Origin of the sequence: Flavobacterium omnivorum, assembly GCF_900099915.1 — a bacterium.
Lineage (GTDB): Bacteria > Bacteroidota > Bacteroidia > Flavobacteriales > Flavobacteriaceae > Flavobacterium > Flavobacterium omnivorum.
Window position 1 is genome coordinate 1 of sequence record NZ_FNDB01000001.1, and the last position, 18,890, is coordinate 18,890.

The following is an 18,890-nucleotide window of genomic DNA, read 5'->3' on the forward strand; positions in this document are numbered from 1 at the left end:
AATAAATGATCTTGACTTTTAAAACTTTTCACATATCTGTCTGAATCATATTTCTCAACAGCTTTCTGAACCATTGAATCATCTATTAAAGAAATCAGCTGTCCGAAAACAGACTTAGTCGAAAAATACTTATTTTTACCCATCGTTATTTGAATTTTGCAACTCTAAATTACGATTATTTTAAGAAGCCATTAATTTGGCTTCTTTTTTATCGGACAACAATGATTTCATAACTTTACAATTAAAATAAAAATCATGGCAATAGCAAAACCTTTCAACCTTAATAAATGGATTGACGAAAATCGTCATCTGCTCAAACCGCCCGTAGGTAACAAGAATTTATACACAGAATCCGGAGATTATATCGTTATGGTAGTTGCCGGTCCTAACGCCCGAAAAGACTACCATTACAATGAAACCGAAGAATTGTTTTACCAACTCGAAGGCTCCATAAAAGTGATTATTCAGGAAGACGGCGAGCGCAAAGAAATGGAATTACATCCCGGCGATATGTATCTTAATCCAGCTAAAATTCCGCATTCTCCAGTGCGTTCCGAAGGTTCTATTGGACTTGTCATTGAACGAAAAAGAGCTGGACAAGGATTCACGGACGGATTGCTTTGGTTTTGTGATTCTTGCAATCATAAACTTCACGAAGTTTACTTTGAACTACATGATATTGAGAAAGATTTTCTGCCTCATTTCGAACATTTCTATAGTTCTGAACACTTGAGAACCTGTGAAAAATGTGGAACCGTAATGGAAACAGACCCTCGATTTGTTGCCAAAAAATAATTTTCAGGAGCTCATCCTGCTATACGCTGTATCTTTATAAGTCGCGTAAAAAACGAGACCTATAAAGGATGTCGCTTCTATCAGGGCTAAAAAATGAAAATATAAGTAGTAACGTTTACTATTTAACCTTAAATCAATATATTTGTAAAAAAATATAACAATTTTTAATAAAAAAGTTACAATGATAACAATAGCAGATCAATTCGGAATCAAAGATGCCCTTAAGCAATTAGGGATTGAAGAGATAAATGAAGGAACATCAACTGGAGCAGCTAATTTTGCCAACGGAAAAATCATCGAAAGTTATTCACCAGCAGATGGGACTTTAATTGGAAAAGTAAAAACGTCTTCTAAAGAGGATTATGAAAAAGCGATGCAAAAAGCATCAGAAGCTTTCCTAGAATGGCGTATGATTCCAGCTCCTAAAAGAGGCGATATCGTTCGTCAGATGGGAGATGAATTAAGAAAATTCAAAGAGCCTCTTGGAAAACTAGTTTCATATGAAATGGGAAAAAGTCTTCAAGAAGGATATGGTGAAGTACAGGAAATGATTGACATCTGTGATTTTGCAGTGGGTTTATCCCGTCAATTGTACGGATTGACCATGCATTCTGAAAGACCTTTGCACAGAATGTATGAGCAATACCATCCAATAGGAACAGTTGGAATCATTTCAGCATTTAACTTTCCAGTAGCTGTTTGGAGTTGGAACGCCATGATTGCATGGGTTTGTGGTGATGTTGCGATTTGGAAACCAAGTTCAAAAGTACCTTTATGCGGAATTGCTTGTCAAAATATTATTAAAACAGTTTTAAAAAGAAATAACGTTCCCGAAGGTGTTAGTTGTTTAGTAACAGGAAACGAATCCGGAGATTTAATCAATAATGACAAAAGAATTTCGTTAGTTTCTTTTACAGGATCAACTAGAATTGGACGTCACGTTTCAAAAACCGTTGCAGAACGTTTTGGGAATACCATCCTTGAATTAGGAGGGAACAATGCGATTATCGTTTCGGAACATGCTGATATCAGTATGGTATTGGTTGGAGCCGTTTTTGGAGCGGTAGGAACAGCAGGACAAAGGTGTACATCAACCAGACGTTTAATCATTCACGAAAGTGTCTATGACAAAACCATCAGCGTTTTGAAAAATGCCTACGGTCAACTGCAAATTGGAAATCCATTGGACGAAAACAATCATGTTGGACCGCTTATCGATAAAGGAGCTGTTCAGGAATATTTGAATGCTATTGAAAGCGCCAAAAAAGAAGGCGGAAAAATAATTGTTGAAGGTGGTTTGTTAGAAGGAAGTGCATATGAAAGTGGTTGTTATGTGAGACCCTGCATTATTGAAGCGGAGAATCATTTAGACATTGTGCAAACAGAAACTTTTGCTCCTATTTTATATGTAATGAAATACAGTTCGATTGAAGAGGCCATTGCGTTGCAAAACGGAGTTCCACAAGGACTTTCTTCTTCTATTTTTACTAATAGCATGAGGGAAATGGAATTGTTCCTTTCTCAATCTGGTTCTGATTGTGGAATTGCCAATGTGAATATTGGAACTTCTGGAGCAGAAATTGGTGGCGCTTTTGGCGGTGAAAAAGAAACGGGTGGCGGACGTGAATCTGGTTCTGATGCTTGGAAAGCCTACATGAGAAGACAAACTAATACGATCAATTACGGAACCCAATTGCCATTGGCACAAGGAATCAAATTTGATTTGTAGAACCAAAATATAATAAACTAAAAAAGGCAATTTGAATATTTCAAATTGCCTTTTTTTATTTCAAATTGCTTTGAGAATTGTTGTGAAAAGTATTTTATAAATTGAAAGAAGCACCAATATTAAACGTGAATTGATTGTTTAATTTATCAAAACCTATTGGATTTGTTTTGTAACTGGCAATTGGAATTCCTGCTTCAGTGAAAAATCCAAAACCTTCCGTAAAGAAATAACGAAATCCTAAATGCGCACCAAAATTACGCAATCCTAAATCCAATCCTGGATATAAATCCATTTTTGGATCTAATTTAAAAATATTCCCCAAGTTGGCATTGAATCGTCCTTTTATGTCCACTCTATCACCAAAATCAGGTTTGTTTCCTAAATCATCATTAGAAACAGATAACAAGTGCAAGCGGCAAATCCAAATGACATATTCTCTCCCAAACCAAAATCAGAAGAAACACGAATTCCAGATCCTCCGTCTTGAAAGTTCGCTCCTATGTCAAATTTCACATCACCTTTTCCTTTGAATGCTTGTACATTGATTAAACCGACTGTTAATAATACTAGTAATCTTTTTTATGTTTTAATTTTTTTAAATTGTAGTAAAAGTGACTCAATAATTCTAATTTCTACCTCTCTCGTCAAAATACAATTGATCTAATGGTTCACTTTGCCAAAATTCCTTGGTGTCAACATCCATAATGGTTAATGGGCCTTTGAAAGCAGCACCAGTATCCACATTCCAAACATTTGCCTTTTGTACAGGCGTTGTTTGCCCTATTCGAGTAACGGGGGTGTGACCAATATAGATTTCAACATACAAGGTAAAACGCTTTGGATAAAACGGGTGATTGATTTTCATTGTTGTATCTAATGCCAAAGCCGTTTCCCATAAAGTTCTGTCCCAATAGAAAAGTCCTGGAAAATATTCAAAATCAACCCCGTTCATATTGGTAAAACCAGCATGAACAAACAATCGCCTTTGCGCATCCAGATAATAATTGTCTAACGATTTTAGAAAATCAATATGCTGCTGCTTGGTTTCTGCACTAACGGACTCATAAGCAAGTACGGTCGCTTCCCCGCCATGTTTGTACCACAATAAGTTGTCTTTACTTTCATCAAGCCATTCGAGTAAGAGATCATCATGATTCCCGCGAATGCAAATACAGTTCTGTTTGGTTTTTAAATCAATTATAAAGTCAAGTACCTGAGGGGATTGACTCCATCCGTCAACATAATCTCCTAGAAAAACAAGGGTGTCGCTTTTAGTAACTTTGGCTCTTTCCATAATTTGGTGCAGCGCTCGCAAACCACCGTGGATATCGCCTATAACAAGTGTTCTCATCTACAAATTGTTCTTTTTATTAATGCAAAAATAGCAGAAAATAAGCACTATTTTTCAGTTTATAAAATTAAGTAAAAGAGCGATGAAGCAGACTTTTTTAGTTTGTTTTTTTTAATTATTTTACAGCATGATTATTTTTTTTTGAAACTGAAATATCACTGTTTTAGGTGATTGTTTTATTTAATTTTTCAGATTAGTTTTACCAAAAATAAACACCGCTATTATGACCGCAATTATTGCTATTACAGTATTCTTTGTTCATGTGATTTGTAGTTTGGTAAACGATATTTTACTTGGGTAGTAGTTCACCTGAGTTTAGCTTGCTTGTAGATTTTGCTTAGGAAAATAGATTTGTAAAAATTGAAATCACTTTCTAATACAAAGAGTGTTTTAGATATTGAGGTATTCAATCAGTGTAGTTATAACAGTTTTCCATGCAGGCAACAGTAAAAAAAAAGACATTGTATCTTTCGTTAAGTAAAATCATTATTTAACTAAGGTTGCACAGCATGTTTTTAAAGTGGACTCCATAAGAGTAATTAAATATATTAATTTTTTTAAAAAGAAAAAGAATGAAAAAAACAATTAAAAAGTTATCGGTAGTTTTTGCAGTTTCTGTAATGTTGACATCTTGTTTCTCTTACACAAGTGTTGTGGGTAAAGGAGCTCAAGGGAATTCAAGCGTTACAAAATGGAATCACTATGTTATTGGCGGATTAGCACCAGTTGGAGTGTCAGACTCTAAAGAAATGGCTGCAGGAGCAACAGATTATACTGTTTTCACAAGACAATCATTTGTAAATGGTCTTATTGCTGCAATTACTTTTAGTATTTACACGCCAACAACGACTACCGTAACTAAATAATTAAATAAAATGGCGATGGTTTTTATTAACCATCGCCAAATTTTAAAAAAATGAAAAAAATATTGTTTTTTATTTCAGGTATAATCGCACTCTATTTATTGTTTATTTTAGTGAACATTTTTATATATCATTATCAAAAACTAAATAACTTTGGTTTTGGATTCCTTTTTGGAAAGATTCTACTTTTACTGTTTTTTGGATATTCTACCTATAGATTGAGAAAGAGTTTTTAATTTACTGCACATCATATTTCATTTTTCTCAAAATTCGCAACGCTTCTTTAAAAGATAAATACACTTGGTTGAATGGCTTTAATAATGCTTTGGCATCAATCAATCTTTGTTTTGCCTCATCAAACCCGTTGAGGTAACAAATCATGAATGTTGAGGGTAAATTCTCTAAATCTTTATGCTCTCTTTCGGTTAAAGAAAGTCCTTTTTGGAGCTTTTTCAGCAAAGCAATATTGGAATTATAAATGTGAAACAGCATTTTTTTGTTGAATTCCGGTGGCTGAAACAGCATTTCTCTTTCTATTTTATAATAGCCATTATCATGAAAATGAATCGTTTGCTTTTCTAAAGGATAGTAGCTTGTTTTGTCATTCAAACCCAAAGGAACATATTCAATAATAGTAAAAGTATCTTCGTCAAAAGTAATTTCGACTACATCCTGCGCCGAGTAAAACAGCTTGATTTGTTCGTTTATCAATTCGATATCTACTCGCGATAAATAGGTTTTTTCACGGGATTTTTTGGCAGTTCCTGCCCAGCAGATTACAAATAATTCTTTGAATACTTTATACTTTGGCGCCATATCCTTATGGCGGAAATTCATGAAATCAATCACGCCATCAAGTGTGTATTCAATGCTGTTTCTGGAGTTGTTTTCAATACCAATTACTGTCTCCGTATTCTGGTAATTCTTTTCTATTTCGCCTTCCACTGGCATCGTGTTGCTGCCGCGTCGTATAAAAATACTGTTGGCTGGAATCGTGTGAATCCCTTTTTTGAAATGGGACGTTTTGCTTTTTGGCTTGACCGTTACCAGTCCAATTACTTTATCTTTGGGCAAATTTGGAAACGGCACATTTTCGTATTGAATCTTGGGAGGATTTTCCAGATAGGCATTTACTAAATTCTGAATCCGGCTGTCGTCAAAAAAATCATCGCCCACAATAAGATTGTCATGATCTTCTACACCCACCACAATATAGGAATTGTTTGTAGGATTCGAATTAGAGAGCGCACAAATGTGTTTTAAAAATTTGGCTTTTCCTTCGCGAGTGTGTAAATTTAACTGCCGCTTTTTATCATAAAAACTGCTCTCATCATTGTGAGCAAGCAAGTTCTTGATAAGAATGCGTTTGTTGATCATTACTAATTATTTTTTTATTGTCATTCAGGAATTAATCCTATTTCGATTCTTTTTAAAAATAAATTAACCGCAGATTCGCAGATTTAAAATTAATTAAAAATCTGCGAATCTGCGGTTAATTTTTGATTCATTAAAATTCCTTATTATTTTCATTTTAAAAACAAATTGTAATTCGCCATATTCAAAGGTTTTAGAAATAAAAGAACAACAACAATTAATCTCTTTTTAAAATAGTTGCAGATGCCTGTGCAGTAGGTAAAACCATCAAATCGGCAATATTTATGTGATAGGGTCTTGAAACTACAAAGTGAATGATGTCAGCGATATCTTCAGGATGTAAGGGTTCAAAACCTTTGTACACATTAGCAGCTTTGTCTACATCTCCTTTGAAACGCACTTCGCTAAACTCCGTTTCAACAGCACCAGGATGAATAGCGCCCACTCGAATTCCAAACGGATTTAAATCCATTCTCAAAGCTTGGTTTAAGGCGTCAACAGCATGTTTAGAGGCGCAATAAACATTTCCGTTTGGATATACTTCTTTTCCAGCAATGGAGCCAATGTTGATAATATGTCCCGATTTTCGTTCAATCATTTGTGGAATTACAGCTTTAGAAACATATAAAAGTCCTTTTACATTAATGTCAATCATGGCATCCCAATCGTCTAAATTTCCATTTTGAATTGGGTCTAAACCATGTGCGTTTCCGGCATTGTTAACCAAAACATCAATTGTGGAAAAGGCCTCTGGTAAAGAATTGATGCTTTCAAAAACTGCTTTTTTATCGCGTACATCAAAGGATAAGGTGTGTACTTCAGTGAATGCTGAAAGTTCATTTTTTATTTCCAGCAATCGATCGTCACGGCGTCCGCAAAGAATAATTTTATAGTTGTTTTTAGCTAATATTTGTGCTGTTGCTTTTCCAATTCCACTGGTGGCTCCAGTCACTAAGGCTGTTTTGCTCATGATTTTTTCTGTTTTTTCTAAATTTATGATATTGGATATTTATATTTAGGCTACATCACTGCCCATGCTCGCGGACCAAATGGCAAACCAATCTTCTTGGTCTAATTCTAATTCGACAGCTTTCATCAAGGATTGAATTCGGGCCACATTTACAGTTCCCGCAATAGGAATAACTTGCGCGGGATGTTTTAAAATCCAAGAAAGCAAAATAGTATCAGAGCCAAAATGATATTTTGAAACTAAGGTCGCCAGTAATTTTTTCAATCGTCTGGTTTGTGGAATATCTTCTCTAAAAACAGATCCCAGCGGATTCCATGACATCGGACGAATGGTATTGGCTTGCATGTAATCAAAACTTCCATCGACCATTGGTTCAAAATTCGTTGCTGAAAACTGCACCTGATTGTACAAAACTTCTGTTTTTTGAAGAATTAATTCTGTTTGTGAAGACGTGAAATTAGAAAGCCCAAAATCGATAATTTTTCCTTCTGATTTTAATTTTAAAACCGCTTCGGCAATTTCATCAGCATGCATCAGTGGGCTAGGTCTATGAAGTAAGAGCACATCCAGATAATCCGTCTGTAAATTTTTTAACGAGTTCTCGACAGACCAGATGATGTATTCTTTGGAATATTCGTAATGTTTTATGTTGTTTTTACGGCCCTCAGTGACCATTTGGATGCCACACTTCGAAATTAATTGCATTTTTTCTCGTGCAATGTTACTGGAAGCGAATGCTTTTCCAAAGTCGGTTTCTGTAGTGTAATCTCCGTATATATCGGCATGGTCAAAAGTGCTGATTTTGTTTTCTAAACACACATTAATCATGTTTTCCATTTCTTTGGTATTGAGTTTTTTATCCCAAATTCCCCAATTCATTACACCTGCTACAATGGGTGATAATTTTGTTTTGCTCATGGTTTTTATTTTTTATTGAAATGCGTAAATCTTGTAATTCAAAGTATAATTTTCAAAGTTCTTAAAAATATAAAAATTGTATCACAATTAGTCCTTAAAATTAGGGGTTTTATTGAAGTTTTAACCATTTATTAACATCTTACTTCTAAAAAAAAATTCAATTTGCACCTTCAAAACGAAGGCATTAAATTCAAGGTTTTAAAAATAGTAAAATGGAAGAAAATACGGCGACTTTAGACATCAGAGCAATCAATGAAAAAATCGAAAGAGAGAGTGCATTTATAGACCTTCTCACAATGGAAATGAACAAGGTTATTGTGGGTCAAAAGCACATGGTGGAGCGTTTGTTAATTGGACTTTTGGGTCAAGGGCATATTTTATTGGAAGGTGTTCCCGGATTAGCAAAAACTTTAGCGATAAACACCCTTTCACAAGCCGTTCAGGGATCTTTCAGCAGAATTCAATTTACACCGGATTTATTGCCAGCCGATGTTGTGGGAACTATGATTTATAATATTAAGTCAAATGAATTTTCGATAAAAAAAGGACCAATCTTCGCTAATTTCGTCCTTGCCGATGAGATTAACCGTGCGCCCGCCAAAGTGCAATCGGCTTTACTGGAAGCCATGCAGGAAAAGCAAGTAACTATTGGTGACACTACTTTCAAACTGGATAGACCATTTTTAGTGTTAGCGACTCAAAATCCAATTGAACAAGAAGGAACGTATCAATTACCTGAAGCGCAAGTCGATCGTTTCATGTTGAAAACGGTTATTGATTATCCAAAAATGGAAGACGAGCGTTTAGTAATTCGGCAAAATCTAAAAGGGAGTTATGAAAAAGTAAATGCTGTAGTTTCTGTGGAACAAATTTTACGCGCTCAGGAAGCAGTTCGTGAGGTTTACATGGATGAAAAAATAGAAAAATACATACTTGATATCATTTTTGCCACACGTTATCCAGAGAAATATAAATTGGCTGATTTGAAACCATTAATCAGTTTTGGAGCATCTCCACGTGGAAGTATTAATTTGGCGACTGCCGCAAAATGTTACGCTTTTATCAAACGTCGTGGTTATGTTATTCCAGAAGATGTTCGTGCTGTAGTGCATGATGTTTTGCGTCACAGAATTGGAGTTACTTACGAAGCCGAAGCCGAAAATATTACTTCAGTAGACATCATCAACAAAATCGTAAACGAAGTAGAAGTACCTTAAAGTTTGTTTAAGGTTTAAAGTTTCAAGTTGTTGGATTAAGAACTTGGAACGTTAAACTTTTAAACTTTAAACAAATTAAAAATGGATACAAAAGACCTCTTAAAAAAAGTCCGAAAAATAGAAATTAAAACCCGAAGATTGAGCGATCACATCTTTTCGGGAGAGTATCATACGTCTTTCAAAGGACGTGGAATGACGTTCAGTGAAGTGCGTCAATACCAGTACGGGGATGATATTCGTGCGATTGATTGGAATGTAACCGCACGGTACAACGAAGCCCACGTAAAGGTTTTTGAAGAAGAGCGCGAATTGACCATGATGTTAATGGTTGATATTTCAGGTTCAGAAAGTTTTGGTTCGAAAAATCAATTCAAGAAAGATATTGTTACGGAAATTGCTGCAACAATGGCTTTTTCAGCGACTCAAAACAACGATAAAATAGGTTTGATTTTGTTTTCGGATGAAATCGAATTGTACATTCCGCCAAAAAAAGGAAGATCACACGTACTTCGAATCATTCGAGAATTGATAGAGTTTCAGCCTAAAAGCCGTAAAACTGATATTGCTCAAGCCTTAAAATTTTTATCGGGAACTCAAAAAAAGAAAGCGATTGTGTTTGTAATTTCTGATTTCATTTCGGAAGATTACGAGCACACTTTAAAAATTGCTGCAAAAAAACACGACATAACTGGGATTCGCGTGTACGATATTCGAGAAGAAAAAATGCCGGATTTAGGGATGGTTTCTATGCTTGATGCTGAAACCGGAGCAATTGAATTGATAAATACCGGTTCGAAAGCAGTGCGAATGAATTATGAAAAACAGTACCGCGACAAAGTCAATTATTTTAAAGAAACATTCAGTAAATCAGGTTCAGGTGTTGTAAACACTACAGTTGATGAAAGTTATGTGACGAAATTATTAAGTTACTTTAAATCAAGATGATAATTCTGGATTTTTGATGAAAAACGAATCGAAGTTTCTGGGTCAAATCTGACACGAACGTTAGTGAACTGGCGAAGCAAATCAAAAATCGTTAATCCTCAATCAAAAATCAAAAGAGGTTCAATAATAAAAGATGAAAAAACAATTATACCTACTACTATTGCTGCTTTCGACTGCGGTTTTTGCACAACAAAAGCAAGTAGTCACAAGTATTGACACAACTAAAAATAAAATTGGTGCGGAATTTAAACTGTCCATAAAAACTACTGTTGATACTTCGTCTAAAGTTATTTTCCCGAAATTGAAAAACTTTGGAGCTTTAGAGGTGATTCAGTCGTATCCTATTGATACTGTCAAAATGGAAGGACGTTATGAATTAATCAAAAAATACGGTTTAACCCAATTTGATTCCGGTAGATACGTGGTTCCAAGTATCAAGATTTTTATCAACAGCAAACCGTTTATGACGGATTCGCTTTTGGTTGAAGTGGCGAATGTTCAAGTGGATACTTTGAAGCAAAAAATGTTCGACATCAAGGATATTGCTCCAGCTGATAACCCAATTGGCGACTGGTGGAAATACCTTTTGATTATTGCTTTGATTGTAGGTATTGGAGCTTTTATTTATTGGTTCATTAAAAAACGCCAAGAAAAGAAACTACACGAAGAAATTTATAAAACTCCAATCGAGAAAGCGACTACTTTGCTAGATACTTTAGAGAAAAAGGAACTTTGGCAAAAAGGAGAAGTCAAAGCCTATTATAGTGAATTGACTGATATTGCCAGAAATTATATCGAAGAAGCAATAGAAATTCCGGCTATGGAAAGCACGACTTCGGAATTGATTCAGGGTCTTAGAGCAGCTTCTGTAAAAAAGAAAATGACGCTTTCGCAGGAAATAATTGAAAATCTGGAGCGCGTTTTAAAACAAGCCGATTTAGTAAAATTTGCCAAATCGAAACCACTAGATTTTGAAATCACAGAAGACAGAAATAAGATTCAAAAAGCAATACTGACATTAGACAATTCAATTCCTGTGGAAATTCCGGTAGAGGAAGACATGTTGTTGAATGAAGCGCAAAGACAAAAACAAATCCAAATTCAGTTGCGTAAACAAAGGAACAAACGCATCGTAACCGCGGTAGCTTCGGTTGTTTTTTTATTGGCAGCAACCACGACTTTTTTCATTGTTACCAAAGGGTTTGATTATGTGAAAGACAATATTATTGGTCATCCCACAAAAGAATTATTGGAAGGTGAATGGGTAAAAAGTGAGTACGGAAATCCTGGAATTATCATAGAAACACCAAAAGTGCTTAAGAGAGTAGATTTGACAAAAACACTCCCTAAAAACGGAATGGCTTTGATCAAAGAAATGCAGTCTTTTGCGTATGGAAGTGTTTTGGACCGTTTTTATGTAATGGTTTCTACGCTAAAATTCAAAGCAGAAACTCAAATTGATTTGGCAAAATCTATGGATGGTGCTTTGCAATCACTGGAAGCGCAAGGAGCTCAAAACATGATTGTAAAACAAGAAGATTTTGAAACTAATGAAGGAGTTAAAGGATTGAAAGCCTACGGAACGTTCTCCCAAATTGATAGCGACAATAAGACTACTGCAAAAATGTATTATGAAGCAATATTGTTCAGCCAAGAAGGTGGATTGCAGCAGATTTTAATTTTTCATGAAGAAGGAGATAAGTATGGCAACGAAATATCAGAACGCGTTTTGAATGCTGTCGAATTAAAACAAGCAAGTAAATAATGGACAAAATAACATTTTTAAACCCAGAATTTTTTTGGTTGTTTCTGCTGATTCCAGTTGTAATTGTCTGGTTCATGCGAAAAAAGAACCATCAATCAGCTACGTTGAAAATGAGTTCTCTCGAAGGATTCAAAGGAACAGAATCGTATTTGACCAAGTTAAAACCGATGTTGAATGTGCTTCGGGTTTTGGCTTTATGTTCTTTGATTGTAGCTATGGCTAGACCAAGAACGGTCGATGTGAGTAATAAAACTAAAACGACGAAAGGTATTGATATTGTTATGGCAATTGACGTTTCCGGAAGTATGCTGGCCAAAGATTTGAAACCGAACAGAATGGAAGCCCTGAAACGAGTGGCCGCTGATTTTGTTGAAGAACGACCAAATGACAGGATTGGACTTGTGGTTTATGCCTCTGAAGCGTACACAAAAACCCCGGTAACCAGTGATAAAGCCGTAATTCTGGATGCTATCAACAGCATTAAATACGATAATGTTTTACAGGATGGGACCGGAATAGGAATGGGATTAGCGACTGCTGTGAATAGATTGAAAGACAGTCAGGCAAAAAGCAAGGTGATTATTCTTTTGACTGACGGTGTGAATAATGCTGGATTTATCGAGCCGGAAACAGCATCGGATATTGCCAAACAATACGGAATCAAAGTGTATACCGTTGGAATTGGAACTAATGGAATGGCCATGTTTCCTTATGCGATCGCGCCAAATGGGAAGTTTTTGTTCCAAATGATGAAAGTAGAAATTGACGAGCAGTTGATGAAAAATATCGCAAGAAAAACAGACGGTAAATATTTCAGAGCAACAAGCAACAGCAAATTAGCGGAGATTTATGCTTCCATCAATAAACTGGAAACCACTGAAATCGAAGAATTAAAATTCTATGATTACGATGAAAAATTCAGACCTTTTATATGGTTCGCCGGTTTTTTATTATTGCTGGAAGTGGGATTAAGGAACACGGTTTTTAAAAGCTTTATATAATGACAGTCGCAAACTGAAAACTGTAACTGAAAACTGCGACTAAAAGTAAAAAAATGGAATTAGACGAAAAAAAATATTTATATCTTCTCTTTATACTGCCCTTGGTGGTGTTGGTTTTTCTGTTCAATTTATATTGGAAAAGAAAAAAACAACGCGAGTTTGGCGATTTAGAAATGGTAAAAAAACTGAGTCCGGAAAGTTCAGTTTTTAAACCCGTTTTGAAAGTAACTGTACTGATTTTGGCTTTACTTGGACTCATTCTTAGTTTGGTAAATCCAAAGATTGGAACCAAAATGGAAACTGTGAAACGAGAAGGAATCGACATTGTTTTTGCTATTGATGTCTCCAAAAGTATGCTGGCTGAAGACGTAGCGCCAAACCGATTGGATAAAAGCAAGCAAATTGTTTCACAAATTATCAATCAGTTAGGTAGTGACAGAATAGGAATTGTGGCATATGCCGGAAGCGCTTTTCCTGTATTGCCCATAACTACGGATTATAGCGTTGCCAAAATGTTTCTCCAAAGCATGAATACTGATATGGTTTCTTCCGTTGGGACATCATTCAATGAGGCTATCAAGTTGTCGTCAACGTATTTTGATGATAAAAAAACGAGTAAGCTATTGATTATGATTTCGGATGGTGAAGACCATAACGAAGGTGCTGATGAAGCCGCCGAAGAAGCGAATAAACTTGGAATTAAAATTATTACAATTGGTGTTGGAACTGAAAAAGGAGGTACTATTCCATTAAAAATAAATGGAATAGTCGAAGGTTTCAAGAAAGACAATAACAACGAAGTAGTGATAACAAAATTGGTTCCTGAAAGTCTGACAGCCATTGCAAAAGCCACAAAAGGAGGCTATGTAAACGGCAATAACACCAAAGAGGTTTTGGAATATGTTAAGAATGCTTTGAATAATATTCAAAAAACCGAATTTGAAGCGACCGAAATGGCAGATTTTCAATCGCAATTTCAATGGTTCTTGGGTTTTGCCTTTTTGCTGTTATTTGTAGACGTTTTTCTATTGGAAAGAAAAACGAGTTGGGTTAAAAAGTTGGATTTATTTAACGAGAATAAATAATTATTTCTAAAAGGCTTCAAAACCTTCTGGATTTATAGATACAATAAATGAAAAGATTTAAAATTATCATAATTGCCTTTTTAATCGCTGCTTTCTCCGGGACAGCCGGATTACATGCGCAACAAAAAGATCGAATTTTGCCTAAAGGAAACCAAGATTATGCGGACAATAAATTTGTGGATGCGGAGGCTAATTACCGAATTTCGGATTCAAAATTCCCCAATAAAGCAGCTGCGCCTTTTAATCTTGGAAATAGTATTTACAAGCAAAAACAATCTTCCGAAGCGAAATTTGCATATGCAAAAGCGTTAAAAAATTCGAAAACTAGACCTCAGAAACACCGTGCTTTTCATAATTTAGGCAATGTGTTCATGAAAGAAAAAGATTATACACAAGCGGTAGAAGCGTATAAAAATGCATTGAGAAATGATCCGACGGATGAGGAAACCCGTTACAATTATGCTTTGGCCAAAAAAATGCTGAAAGATAATCCTCCAAAAGACGACAAGAAAAAAGACGAGAAAAAAGATCAAGAAAAGAAGGAAGATAAAAAAGACAGCGAAAAAGATAAAAAGGACGAAAAAGATAAAAAAGACGACAAAGGCGATCAGGACAAACAAAATAAAGATCCGAAACCCAATGACATGGGAGAACCAAAACCGGCTCCAGGAGGAATTTCTAAGGAACGTTTAGAAAATCTTTTAAACGCCGTAAATAAAGAGGAAAAGAAAGTTCAGGATAAAGTGAATGCCCAGAAAGTAAAAGGAAAACCAGTTAAAACCGAGAAGGATTGGTAGTTCAATTAGAGAGTTTGAAAATGAAAAAATTTATAGCAGCGATTGTTTTCTTGGTGTGCAGCACACTCAGTGCTCAGATTCAGTTTGAGGCCAGAGTAAGCAAAACTACGCTGGGCTTGAATGAAAGATTGCGTATTGATTTTATGATGAATGTAGATGGAGATAACTTTGTGCAGCCGTCTTTTGATGGTTTCCGTATTATAGCCGGACCAAGTCAGCAAGTAAGTCAATCTTGGGTAAACGGAAGAAGCTCTTTTGAAAAAGCGTATTCTTATTTTCTGACACCCAATCAAAAAGGAACATTTACAATTAAGCCTGCGGCTATTGAGTACAACGGTCAGATTTACAAAACAGCACCAATCAAGATTATTGTGACCGCCGCCACGGAACAGCCTAGAGACCCAAACGATACTCAAATGTCTGGGGATGAAAACCTATATCTGGTTGCTGATGTTTCTAAAACAAATCCATACATCAACGAACCTATTACGGTGGTTTATAAATTGTATTTTGCTAACATTGGAATTTCAAACCTTGGAGAATCAAGTAAGCCTAAGTACAATGATTTTTGGAGCCAAAATATCGAAATCAAACAACTTGCAGCCGAAGAAGGAATTTTTAAAGGCCAGAATTTCAGGTTTATTGTACTGAAAAAAGTAGTGCTGTATCCGCAAAAATCGGGCAGACTTAAAATAGAGCCATTGTCATTATCGGTAGATGTGCAATTACCAACCAATCGTAGGGATATGTTTGGTCGTATGATGCTTACAGAAACAACGAAGCGTGTTTCGGCTGGATCTAAAACCATCACCGTTAAACCATTACCCGAGGCAGGAAAACCGGATGATTTTAGTGGTGCTGTTGGGGATTTTGACTTTAAAGTTACACCATCAAAAACTAATTTAAAACACGGAGAAAGTCTGGATTTGGTTGTAAGTGTAACCGGAAAGGGAAATTTAAAATTATTCAGTTTGCCAAAACCTGTAGTGCCAAATGCGCTTGAAATGTATGATGCCGTTCACAGCGAAGACATTAGCACACCACTTTCTGGAATGACTGGAAAATCTTCGGATAGTTACACCATAATTCCACAATACAGAGGTAATTATCCGGTAAAACCAATGCAGTTTTCTTATTTTGATCTGAGTTCCGGAACCTATAAAACAATAAAATCTCCGGAGGTGATGATCAATGTTTTGGATGGACCTACACCGGCTGATTCGACCGCAACAGATGGAAACAAAAATAAAATTGCTGCAGAGGAATTTAAAACTATCAAGTCAAAAACCAATCTTGTTATTATAGATAAAGAGGATTTCTTTGGATCTAATTTGTTTATTGGATTGTTATTGCTTCCTTTTTTATTGGTTCCAATAATTGTTTTATGCAAAAAGAAGAAAGAGGCTATGAATAGTGATATCACTGGAAACAGAATCCGAATGAATAACAGACTGGCGAAGAAATATTTATCAGAAGCGAAGAAACAAATCAATAACAAAGAACTGTTTTACATTGCGCTGGAAAAAGCGATGCATAATTTCCTAAAAGCGAAATTACACATTGAAACTTCAGAAATGAGCAAGGATAATATTCAGGAATTATTGTTATCTCGAAATGCAAAACCAGAAGCTGTAAATGATTTTATTGCGCTTACTGAAAATTGTGAAGTGGCTCGTTATGCACCTTCGTCAAGTGTTACGATACAACAGGATTTTGATAAAGCGGTATTTATAATCTCTGAATTAGAAAAACAAATTGCTTAGTAGTTTGCTTAACCACAAAGTGCACGAAGAAGGCACAGAGTACACTAGTTTTATAAAATAAATGAATGAAAACGAAATATCAAAAATTGTATTCGAAAGTGCTTTGAAAGTACATAAAGTTTTAGGTCCCGGACTATTAGAAAGTGCTTCCTTTGATTTATGAAGAAGTGAAACTGGATGTTGGGTACAGAATTGATATGATTATTGAGGATAAATTTATTGTTGAGGTAAATTCTGTAGAAGCTCTGACAGATGTTCATTTGGCTCAATTACTAACGTATTTGAGATTGTCGGATTGCAGATTAGGATTACTAATTAATTTTAATGTAAAATTGCTAAAAGAAGGTGTAAGGCGAGTTATAAATGGAGTACTTTAAATAGTGATCTTTGCGACTTCCTTGTGACCTTTGTGTTTAAATTTTTATGAAAAACATTCTATACATACTATTACTTTCAACCCAGATTTTCTTTGCCCAAAACGGCTTTGAAAAAGGGAATGCCTACTATGCAAAAGGAAAGTACACTGAAGCTGTGGCGGCTTATGAAAGTGTTTTAAAAGACAATAAGCACTCTTCGGAATTGTATTTTAATTTAGGGAATGCCTATTATAAATTGAATAAGGTTGCGCCTTCAATTTATAATTATGAAAAAGCTTTGGTACTGAATCCAAACGATAAGGAAAGCATAAACAACCTGAAATTCGCTCAAAAAAGAACCATTGATGAGATTAAAGTAATTCCAAAAGTGGGTTTTGGAAAGTTACTTCGGGATTTCACCGGAATTTATCATTTTAATACTTGGGGATGGATTTCTGTAGGACTGGCGACCTTTTTTCTATTGTTTTTTATTGGTTATTATTTTTCACAAAAAACAGTATTTAAAAGAATTTTCTTTTTTGGAATGTTTGTAGTTCTTTTTATCTTGCTAATCACCATATCAGCAGCTATTTTTGAAAAAAGTCATTTTGATACAGAGAAGCCAGCGATTGTTTTTGCCGAAAGAACGAATATGAAACCGGAACCCAGAGATGGTGGTAAGCCATTATTAGTATTGCATGAAGGAACAAAAGTGTTTGTTTTTGAAACCATTGGGAAATGGAAAAAAATACAACTAACGGATGGAACCGAAGGCTGGATTGAAACTAGTGCGATTAAGGAAGTGAAGTAATAATGTTCTGTGAATTTTACTTACTTTTTCTTCAAACTACTATACCATTCCTTTAGTGACGGATACATATATCCCGCTATTTTTTGGATTGGATTGTAAAAAAGTGAATTGTCTAAAGTTTCTTTTTTGGCTAAATAGTGTTTGTAATTTATTTTTTCGAAAACAGCAAAGACAATACTGATAATCAAAATTGTTTTTAGCACCCTGAAGAAGCCACCACCAATCGCATTCAACCAGCCCAAAAAAGCAAAATCGGCGACTCCAGTTAGGAACTTTCCTAAAATTGTGACTACCACAACCACAGCGATAAACGTGAGAATAAAAGCAACAACTTGAATCGTATTGGGATTCCACTTCACAAATCCTACTAAAATATCCCGCATAAAGGAGGAAAATTTCACAGCAAAATATATTCCCGCCAATAGCGAAACCAAAGAAGCTAGTTCTATAAAAAGTCCATTTCGGATTCCTTTATAAAAAGCGAAAGCCAGTAGTACACCCAAAATAATATCTAAAAATCCCATAACGCTTAATTAAAAAAATTATATCTGCAAATATAAAATAATTGTTCTTTACCATTGTCAGTTTTCAAGTTCTTATCTTTGCCAAAATAATTTGATTATTCTTTTTGAAAATCTGTGATACAAATCTGCATTCAAAAATCGTTAATCTACAATCAAAAATCAAAATGTCAAGAGACACACAACTTAAAGAACGCTGGGAACAGCTTGTAAATATACTTTCCAATCAATTTTCACAAGGAGAAGACTTAGATTTAGACGCTATTATTTATTTAATTGGAGTTCAGGAACTCGGGAAAGTTCACAGTGAATACAAGAAAGACGAAAAATTAAACCTAATGCACATCGCAATTTGCCGTTTATTAGAGCCTTATGGTTTCTATGAATTTGAGTTTTTTGATGAAGATGGATGGCCGCATTACAGAGTAAAAGAGGAGTTGCCTCCACTAAAAGCTGGGGAACAATCGGTTTTAATGAAAGAAGCTATTGTAAACTATTTCTTAGAACGCGAAGTGATAGAATAGCGTATCAAAGGGAACTTCGTTAGATAAAAGTCTAATGCAATAAACTTAAAATATTAAACGTGAAACTCGGAACAAATTTCTTAAATTTGCACTCTCAATTATTGA

The 18,890-nt window shown here is 35.2% G+C and carries 21 protein-coding genes; 13 read left to right on the forward strand and 8 right to left on the reverse strand.

The features are described from left to right. Nucleotides 1-143, reverse strand: a 143-nt coding sequence (locus tag BLS90_RS17210; protein WP_139171362.1) for a DUF4372 domain-containing protein, incomplete at its 3' end; no start/stop codon positions are given. Nucleotides 144-255: 112 nt separating this feature from the next. Between BLS90_RS17210 and BLS90_RS00010 the strand changes: the two genes are divergently transcribed. Together BLS90_RS00010 and amaB are read left to right on the forward strand one after the other, a co-directional pair. Then, nucleotides 256-795: a 3-hydroxyanthranilate 3,4-dioxygenase gene (locus tag BLS90_RS00010; RefSeq protein ID WP_091253444.1), complete on the forward strand. Its 540-nt coding sequence runs from the start codon at nucleotides 256-258 to the stop codon at nucleotides 793-795. Between the two features lie 181 nt (nucleotides 796-976). Continuing rightward, on the forward strand, nucleotides 977-2,524 hold the full coding sequence (gene amaB / locus BLS90_RS00015) for an L-piperidine-6-carboxylate dehydrogenase (protein WP_091253447.1): 1,548 nt from the start codon (nucleotides 977-979) through the stop codon (nucleotides 2,522-2,524). Between the two features lie 94 nt (nucleotides 2,525-2,618). Here amaB and BLS90_RS00020 read toward each other — a convergent pair whose 3' ends face one another. The 3 genes from BLS90_RS00020 to BLS90_RS00025 form a co-directional block, all read right to left on the reverse strand. Then, nucleotides 2,619-2,930, reverse strand: coding sequence for a DUF6646 family protein (locus tag BLS90_RS00020; RefSeq protein ID WP_317039354.1), 312 nt, complete (start codon nucleotides 2,928-2,930; stop codon nucleotides 2,619-2,621). Further along, complete coding sequence (locus BLS90_RS17280; RefSeq protein WP_317039355.1) at nucleotides 2,903-3,037, reverse strand: DUF6646 family protein; 135 nt, start codon at nucleotides 3,035-3,037, stop codon at nucleotides 2,903-2,905. Before BLS90_RS17280 ends, BLS90_RS00020 begins: the two co-directional genes overlap by 28 nt. Before the next feature lie 112 nt (nucleotides 3,038-3,149). Beyond that, nucleotides 3,150-3,875 (reverse strand): metallophosphoesterase family protein, encoded by a 726-nt coding sequence (locus BLS90_RS00025; RefSeq protein WP_091253450.1) that lies wholly within the window; start codon nucleotides 3,873-3,875, stop codon nucleotides 3,150-3,152. Nucleotides 3,876-4,447: 572 nt separating this feature from the next. On the opposite strand from BLS90_RS00025, the gene BLS90_RS00030 reads away from it, so the two are divergent. After that, a complete protein-coding gene (locus BLS90_RS00030) occupies nucleotides 4,448-4,741 on the forward strand; it encodes a Bor family protein (RefSeq protein ID WP_073354450.1) in 294 nt (97 codons plus the stop codon). A gap of 234 nt (nucleotides 4,742-4,975) precedes the next feature. Here BLS90_RS00030 and BLS90_RS00035 read toward each other — a convergent pair whose 3' ends face one another. The 3 genes from BLS90_RS00035 to BLS90_RS00045 form a co-directional block, all read right to left on the reverse strand. Continuing rightward, on the reverse strand, nucleotides 4,976-6,115 hold the full coding sequence (locus tag BLS90_RS00035; RefSeq protein WP_091253453.1) for an ATP-binding protein: 1,140 nt from the start codon (nucleotides 6,113-6,115) through the stop codon (nucleotides 4,976-4,978). 214 nt (nucleotides 6,116-6,329) lie between these two features. After that, the gene (locus BLS90_RS00040; RefSeq protein WP_091253458.1) at nucleotides 6,330-7,082 is read right to left on the reverse strand and encodes an SDR family NAD(P)-dependent oxidoreductase; all 753 of its coding nucleotides are present in this window, start codon (nucleotides 7,080-7,082) and stop codon (nucleotides 6,330-6,332) included. Between the two features lie 45 nt (nucleotides 7,083-7,127). Further along, complete coding sequence (locus tag BLS90_RS00045; RefSeq protein WP_091253462.1) at nucleotides 7,128-8,000, reverse strand: aldo/keto reductase; 873 nt, start codon at nucleotides 7,998-8,000, stop codon at nucleotides 7,128-7,130. Between the two features lie 212 nt (nucleotides 8,001-8,212). Between BLS90_RS00045 and BLS90_RS00050 the strand changes: the two genes are divergently transcribed. The 9 genes from BLS90_RS00050 (at nucleotide 8,213) to BLS90_RS00090 (ending at nucleotide 17,740) form a co-directional block, all read left to right on the forward strand. Then, entirely contained in the window at nucleotides 8,213-9,217 is a 1,005-nt protein-coding gene (locus BLS90_RS00050; RefSeq protein ID WP_091253467.1) for an AAA family ATPase, read from the forward strand. An 81-nt stretch (nucleotides 9,218-9,298) separates the two neighbouring features. Next, complete coding sequence (locus tag BLS90_RS00055) at nucleotides 9,299-10,162, forward strand: DUF58 domain-containing protein (protein ID WP_091253470.1); 864 nt, start codon at nucleotides 9,299-9,301, stop codon at nucleotides 10,160-10,162. Between the two features lie 133 nt (nucleotides 10,163-10,295). Beyond that, on the forward strand, nucleotides 10,296-11,927 hold the full coding sequence (locus tag BLS90_RS00060; protein WP_091253474.1) for a hypothetical protein: 1,632 nt from the start codon (nucleotides 10,296-10,298) through the stop codon (nucleotides 11,925-11,927). Further along, a complete protein-coding gene (locus BLS90_RS00065; protein WP_091253477.1) occupies nucleotides 11,927-12,928 on the forward strand; it encodes a vWA domain-containing protein in 1,002 nt (333 codons plus the stop codon). The genes BLS90_RS00060 and BLS90_RS00065 overlap by 1 nt, the downstream gene beginning before the upstream one ends. A 53-nt stretch (nucleotides 12,929-12,981) precedes the next feature. Next, nucleotides 12,982-14,013, forward strand: a complete 1,032-nt coding sequence (locus tag BLS90_RS00070; protein ID WP_091253479.1) for a VWA domain-containing protein — start codon at nucleotides 12,982-12,984, stop codon at nucleotides 14,011-14,013. Between the two features lie 47 nt (nucleotides 14,014-14,060). Continuing rightward, a complete protein-coding gene (locus tag BLS90_RS00075; RefSeq protein WP_091253482.1) occupies nucleotides 14,061-14,810 on the forward strand; it encodes a tetratricopeptide repeat protein in 750 nt (249 codons plus the stop codon). Nucleotides 14,811-14,830: 20 nt separating this feature from the next. Further along, nucleotides 14,831-16,573, forward strand: a complete 1,743-nt coding sequence (locus BLS90_RS00080) for a BatD family protein (protein WP_091253485.1) — start codon at nucleotides 14,831-14,833, stop codon at nucleotides 16,571-16,573. A 143-nt stretch (nucleotides 16,574-16,716) separates the two neighbouring features. Further along, nucleotides 16,717-16,950 carry a GxxExxY protein gene (locus tag BLS90_RS00085; protein ID WP_317039356.1) on the forward strand — a complete coding sequence of 78 codons (234 nt, stop codon included), beginning with the start codon at nucleotides 16,717-16,719 and terminating at the stop codon, nucleotides 16,948-16,950. 46 nt (nucleotides 16,951-16,996) lie between these two features. Continuing rightward, entirely contained in the window at nucleotides 16,997-17,740 is a 744-nt protein-coding gene (locus BLS90_RS00090) for a tetratricopeptide repeat protein (RefSeq protein ID WP_091253489.1), read from the forward strand. A 20-nt stretch (nucleotides 17,741-17,760) separates the two neighbouring features. On the opposite strand, the gene BLS90_RS00095 is transcribed toward BLS90_RS00090, so the two are convergent. After that, nucleotides 17,761-18,264 (reverse strand): CvpA family protein, encoded by a 504-nt coding sequence (locus BLS90_RS00095; protein WP_091253492.1) that lies wholly within the window; start codon nucleotides 18,262-18,264, stop codon nucleotides 17,761-17,763. A gap of 164 nt (nucleotides 18,265-18,428) precedes the next feature. On the opposite strand from BLS90_RS00095, the gene BLS90_RS00100 reads away from it, so the two are divergent. Then, nucleotides 18,429-18,785, forward strand: coding sequence for a hypothetical protein (locus BLS90_RS00100; RefSeq protein WP_073354483.1), 357 nt, complete (start codon nucleotides 18,429-18,431; stop codon nucleotides 18,783-18,785). Nucleotides 18,786-18,890 lie beyond the last annotated feature (105 nt).